The 6,093-nt window shown below is 47.3% G+C and carries 2 tRNA genes and 3 rRNA genes; all 5 read right to left on the reverse strand.

The annotated features are described in order from the left end of the window. Positions 1-17: 17 nt before the first annotated feature. A 5S ribosomal RNA gene (gene rrf, locus IM793_RS24540) occupies positions 18-129 on the reverse strand. Positions 130-270: 141 nt separating this feature from the next. Beyond that, a 23S ribosomal RNA gene (locus tag IM793_RS24545) occupies positions 271-3,145 on the reverse strand. Positions 3,146-3,561: 416 nt separating this feature from the next. Then, positions 3,562-3,635: transfer RNA gene (locus IM793_RS24550), tRNA-Ala, on the reverse strand. Between the two features lie 82 nt (positions 3,636-3,717). Next, positions 3,718-3,795 (reverse strand) — tRNA-Ile (locus tag IM793_RS24555). Positions 3,796-4,056: 261 nt separating this feature from the next. Then, positions 4,057-5,578 (reverse strand): 16S ribosomal RNA (locus IM793_RS24560). Together the 16S, 23S and 5S rRNA genes with 2 tRNA genes alongside form the textbook arrangement of a ribosomal RNA operon. Positions 5,579-6,093 lie beyond the last annotated feature (515 nt).

Consider the following 6,093-nt stretch of genomic DNA (forward strand, 5'->3'; position numbering starts at 1 on the left):
AAGGGTTTCTTTTTAAGATCTGGCACCGACCTACTCTCCCACGTGTTACCGCAGTACCATCGGCTCTGGTGGGCTTAACTTCTCTGTTCGGAATGGGAAGAGGTGGACACCACCGATATAGGCACCTGAATATTTTTATTTAAAGCTTAAAGGAGAAAGCTTAAAGACTAAAGCATAATCTGCCTTTGGTCTTTGCTCTTTCAGCTATTCAGCCTGAAATGACATATTATTGAAAGAAGTTAGTTTGAAGAACAAACAACAGTCTGTTTGCTTTGAAAGCTTCGGATGATTAGTACTACTCGACTGTGCTGTCGCCAGCTTTACATCTATAGCCTATCAACGTAGTAGTCTGCTACGGTCCTATATGGAATTCTCATCTCGTGGCTAGTTTCGCACTTAGATGCTTTCAGCGCTTATCTATTCCCAGCGTAGCTACTCTGCAATGCCCCTGGCGGAACAACAGATTCACTAGAGGCTAGTCCAACCCGGTCCTCTCGTACTAAGGTCAGCCCCACTCAAAATTCCTACGCCCACAACAGATAGGGACCGAACTGTCTCGCGACGTTCTGAACCCAGCTCGCGTGCCACTTTAATCGGCGAACAGCCGAACCCTTGGGACCTTCTCCAGCCCCAGGATGTGACGAGCCGACATCGAGGTGCCAAACCTCCCCGTCGATATGAGCTCTTGGGGGAGATCAGCCTGTTATCCCCAGCGTACCTTTTATCCTTTGAGCGATGGCCCTTCCATGCAGAACCACCGGATCACTATATCCGTCTTTCGACCCTGATCGACTTGTCTGTCTCACAGTCAAGCAAGCTTATGCTATTGCACTCCGCGTACGGTTACCAAGCGTACTGAGCTTACCTTTGAAAGCCTCCGTTACCTTTTTGGAGGCGACCACCCCAGTCAAACTACCCATCAAACAATGTCTCCCTCTTAGAGGGATTAGACACCGAATACAGAAAGGGTGGTATTTCAACGTTGGCTCCACGACGCCTAGCGACGCCGCTTCAAAGCCTCCCACCTATCCTACACATCCTGTATCCAATGTCAATGTTAAATTGTAGTGAAGGTGCATGGGGTCTTTCCGTCCCGTTGCGGGTACCCGGCGTCTTCACCGGGACCACAATTTCACCGAGCTCATGGCTGAGACAGCGCCCAGATCGTTACACCATTCGTGCAGGTCGGAACTTACCCGACAAGGAATTTCGCTACCTTAGGACCGTTATAGTTACGGCCGCCGTTTACTGGGGCTTCGATTCAATGCTTCTCTTACGATGACATCCCCTCTTAACCTTCCAGCACCGGGCAGGTGTCAGGCCTTATACTTCATCTTTCGATTTTGCAAAGCCATGTGTTTTTGTTAAACAGTCGCCTGGGCCTTTTCACTGCGGCTGACATTGCTGCCAGCGCCCCTTCTCCCGAAGTTACAGGGCCATTTTGCCGAGTTCCTTAGCCATGATTCACTCGAGCACCTTAGAATCCTCTTCCCGGATACCTGTGTCGGTTTGCGGTACGGGTTTTTATAACCTGAAGCTTAGCGGTTTTTCTTGGAAGTCTGATTACCTGCGCTATCCAATTAGCCGAAGCCTCTTGGTACTATCGACTTTCAGCTAGAGCGGCGGATTTGCCTACCACTCTAATACCTACAGCCTTTAACGATCTATTCCGTCAGATCGCGGCAGTGTCACTACTCCGTCCCCACATCGCAGTTATAAAAAGTACTGGAATATTAACCAGTTGTCCATCGAATTTCCCCTTCGGGTTCTCCTTAGGTCCCGACTAACCCTGATCCGATTAGCGTTGATCAGGAAACCTTATCCTTTCGGTGGGCGGGTTTCTCGCCCGCCTTATCGTTACTTATGCCTACATTTGCTTTTCTATAAGCTCCAGCACCCATTACCAGATACCTTCGCTGCCGATAGAATGCTCCCCTACCGATATATTTCAATCCCATAGCTTCGGTGTACAATTTAATGCCCGTTTATTATCCATGCCCGATCGCTCGACTAGTGAGCTGTTACGCACTCTTTAAATGAATGGCTGCTTCCAAGCCAACATCCTAGCTGTCTGTGCAATCGGACCTCGTTAGTTCAACTTAACTGTAACTTGGGGACCTTAGCTGATGGTCTGGGTTCTTTCCCTCTCGGCGCGTGACCTTAGCACCCCGCGCCTCACTGCCGACTATATTATATAGCATTCGGAGTTTGTCTGGATTTGGTAGGATTTGACTCCCCCGCACCCAATCAGTAGCTCTACCTCTATATAACTCAACGTCGACGCTGTTCCTAAAAACATTTCGGGGAGTACGAGCTATTTCCCAGTTTGATTAGCCTTTCACCCCTACCCACAGATCATCCGGAAACTTTTCAACGTTTATCGGTTCGGTCCTCCAGTACGTGTTACCGCACCTTCAACCTGTCCATGGGTAGATCACAAGGTTTCGCGTCTACCTCCTCTGACTATACGCCCTATTCAGACTCGCTTTCGCTTCGGATCCGTGCCTGAAGCACTTAACCTTGCCAGAGAAGAGTAACTCGTAGGCTCATTATGCAAAAGGCACGCCGTCACGCCACCTGGACGCTCCGACCGCTTGTAAGTACACGGTTTCAGGTTCTATTTCACTCCCCTGTTCGGGGTTCTTTTCACCTTTCCCTCACGGTACTGGTTCACTATCGGTCTCTCAGGAGTATTTAGCCTTACCGGATGGTGCCGGCAGATTCCCACAAGGCGTCTCCGACCTCGCGGTACTCAGGATACTGCTAAGCTAGCATTCTATACGTGTACCGGGCTATCACCGTGTATCGCTGGGCTTCCCATCCCATTCCACTTCTGTTTGCTAATGCCATGTTGCAGTCCTACAACCCCCACTTTGCCGTAACAAAGTAGGTTTGGGCTCTTTCCCTTTCGCTCGCCACTACTTAGGAAATCATTGTTATTTTCTCTTCCTCTGCTTACTTAGATGTTTCAGTTCGGCAGGTTTGCTCATTATATGTGACATGTCTTCAACATGCCGGGTTGCCCCATTCGGAAATCTTCGGATTAATTCCTATTTGCAAATACCCGAAGCTTATCGCAGCTTATCACGTCCTTCATCGCCTCTGAGAGCCAAGGCATCCCCCGTGTACTCTTTATTACTTTCTTCTACTCATATGCCTTTTGCGCCATATGGTATGCTTTTTTTGCTCTTGTTATGATGTCTCATACCTATCTTCGTATTGCTACTCCGATTGGTGAGCACAAACACAACAGTCGCCTATTGTTGTTTGCTCTTCTTTTTTAACTTCTTCCAATATGTCAAAGAACTTTATTAAGGTATAAGGCTGAGGGTATAAAGGTTTAGGGTTTAATGTGCCCTAACCTAAGCCTATAGCTTATTCCTTATTAGTAAAAACTGCGGTCTCGAACCGTTTCATACTTTTTTCATCGTATGTGCCCCATGGCGTTTCTTCTTTTCTTAATCTTTATGTCAATGTATATTATCTATCCCGATAATAAGGTGTGTATTATGTTTTTTTAAAGCTTTTCTGCTTTGGTCTTTAAGCTTTAATGCTCAAATGTGGAGAATAACGGAGTCGAACCGTTGACCTCCTGCGTGCAAGGCAGGCGCTCTAGCCAGCTGAGCTAATCCCCCAGAGTATTAGTCCTTAGTCTGTAGTCAACAGTCTGTAGTCCGAAAGACTCAAGACTTAAGACTCACGACTTATGACTTTCAATGGTAGTCCCGTCCAGATTTGAACTGGAGACCCCTACATTATCAGTGTAGTGCTCTAACCAGGCTGAGCTACGGGACTTCTTGTTTTCAGGTAAGCATGTGTTTGCAGTATATAGTATCTTACCGCTACTGCTTCCTTTGGCTTCCCCTTCTTGTCTCCGTTAAGCTTACCTTATATAGTAGCCCACCGTTTTCTTCTGGGTGTTTCTTTTTTCTCTTGTGTTTTAAAAGTATTCAGTATCAAGTATCAAGACACGCCTTTCAGCTTTAGTCTTTTTCCTTTAACCTTATACCTTATCGAAATATCATGTTGCGTGGCGAGTAGGTGAGTCTACTCCAGAAAGGAGGTATTCCAGCCGCACCTTCCGGTACGGCTACCTTGTTACGACTTAGCCCCAGTTATCGGTTTTACCCTAGGACGCTCCTTGCGGTTACATACTTTAGGTACCCCCAACTTCCATGGCTTGACGGGCGGTGTGTACAAGGCCCGGGAACGTATTCACCGCGTCATTGCTGATACGCGATTACTAGCGAATCCAACTTCATGGGGTCGAGTTGCAGACCCCAATCCGAACTGTGAATGGCTTTGTGAGATTCGCATCATATTGCTATGTAGCTGCCCTCTGTACCATCCATTGTAGCACGTGTGTAGCCCCGGACGTAAGGGCCATGATGACTTGACGTCGTCCCCTCCTTCCTCTCTGTTTGCACAGGCAGTCTGTTTAGAGTCCCCACCATAACGTGCTGGCAACTAAACATAGGGGTTGCGCTCGTTGCGGGACTTAACCCAACACCTCACGGCACGAGCTGACGACAGCCATGCAGCACCTAGTTTCGTGTCCTTGCGGACTGATCTATCTCTAAATCATTCACTAACTTTCAAGCCCGGGTAAGGTTCCTCGCGTATCATCGAATTAAACCACATGCTCCTCCGCTTGTGCGGGCCCCCGTCAATTCCTTTGAGTTTCAATCTTGCGACCGTACTCCCCAGGTGGAACACTTAACGCTTTCGCTTAGCCGCTGACTGTGTATCGCCAACAGCGAGTGTTCATCGTTTAGGGCGTGGACTACCAGGGTATCTAATCCTGTTTGATCCCCACGCTTTCGTGCCTCAGCGTCAATAAGACCATAGTAAGCTGCCTTCGCAATCGGTGTTCTGAGACATATCTATGCATTTCACCGCTACTTGTCTCATTCCGCCTACCTCTAGTCCATTCAAGCCCATCAGTATCAAGGGCACTGCGATAGTTGAGCTACCGTCTTTCACCCCTGACTTAACAGGCCGCCTACGCACCCTTTAAACCCAATAAATCCGGATAACGCTTGGATCCTCCGTATTACCGCGGCTGCTGGCACGGAGTTAGCCGATCCTTATTCTTCCGGTACATTCAGCTCTTTACTCGTAAAGAGGTTTATTCCCGGATAAAAGCAGTTTACAACCCATAGGGCAGTCTTCCTGCACGCGGCATGGCTGGTTCAGAGTTGCCTCCATTGACCAATATTCCTTACTGCTGCCTCCCGTAGGAGTCTGGTCCGTGTCTCAGTACCAGTGTGGGGGGTCATCCTCTCAGATCCCCTAGTCATCGTCGCCTTGGTGGGCCGTTACCCCGCCAACTAGCTAATGACACGCATGCCCATCTTAATCCTATAAATATTTGAACATTGGATAATGCTATCCTGTGTTTTTATGCGGTGTTAATCCGGATTTCTCCGGGCTATCCCCCTGATTAAGGTAGGTTGCATACGCGTTACGCACCCGTGCGCCACTTTCAAATCCAGCAAGCTGGATAATCTCGTTCGACTTGCATGTATTAGGCCTGCCGCTAGCGTTCATCCTGAGCCAGGATCAAACTCTCCATTGTAAAATGTGTTGTAAGATGCTGACCAGTTTTAACTATTGTTAAAAATAGTCTTCTTTTTGTTATGTTGTCTGTTAGACACCACCTTTAAAATAAAGCTACGTAATCATGTACTTTGATCAGTACTCCATTACCTCGCTACGCTACATTGACATCTCTTTTAAGAACTTATTGATCTGGTAAACCTCACGGCCGATCACTTATATATCTTCAAACTTCAGTTCGTTCAAGTCTTGTTAGTCTTAAACGTGTTTACGTCTGTTTCAATCTTTTTTTTCTATCTTTCCGACATCCGCCGTTCCGATTTTTTACCCCTCCTTTCGGTCGGGAGTGCAAAGGTAAGGAACTTTTCCAAACTTCCAAATAAAATAAATTTTATTTTTTGAAGCTCTCTTCTTTCCTTGTTTGCCTTTCAATATGCCAGGCTTAACTGGCGTTCCGTTCTTCCGAACCGGGCTGCAAAGGTAACAATCTTTTTCTCATCTGCAATATTTATTTTAAAATAAATCCCGCTCTCC

Source organism: Pedobacter sp. MR2016-19 (assembly GCF_014947265.1).
Taxonomy (GTDB): Bacteria; Bacteroidota; Bacteroidia; order Sphingobacteriales; family Sphingobacteriaceae; genus Pedobacter.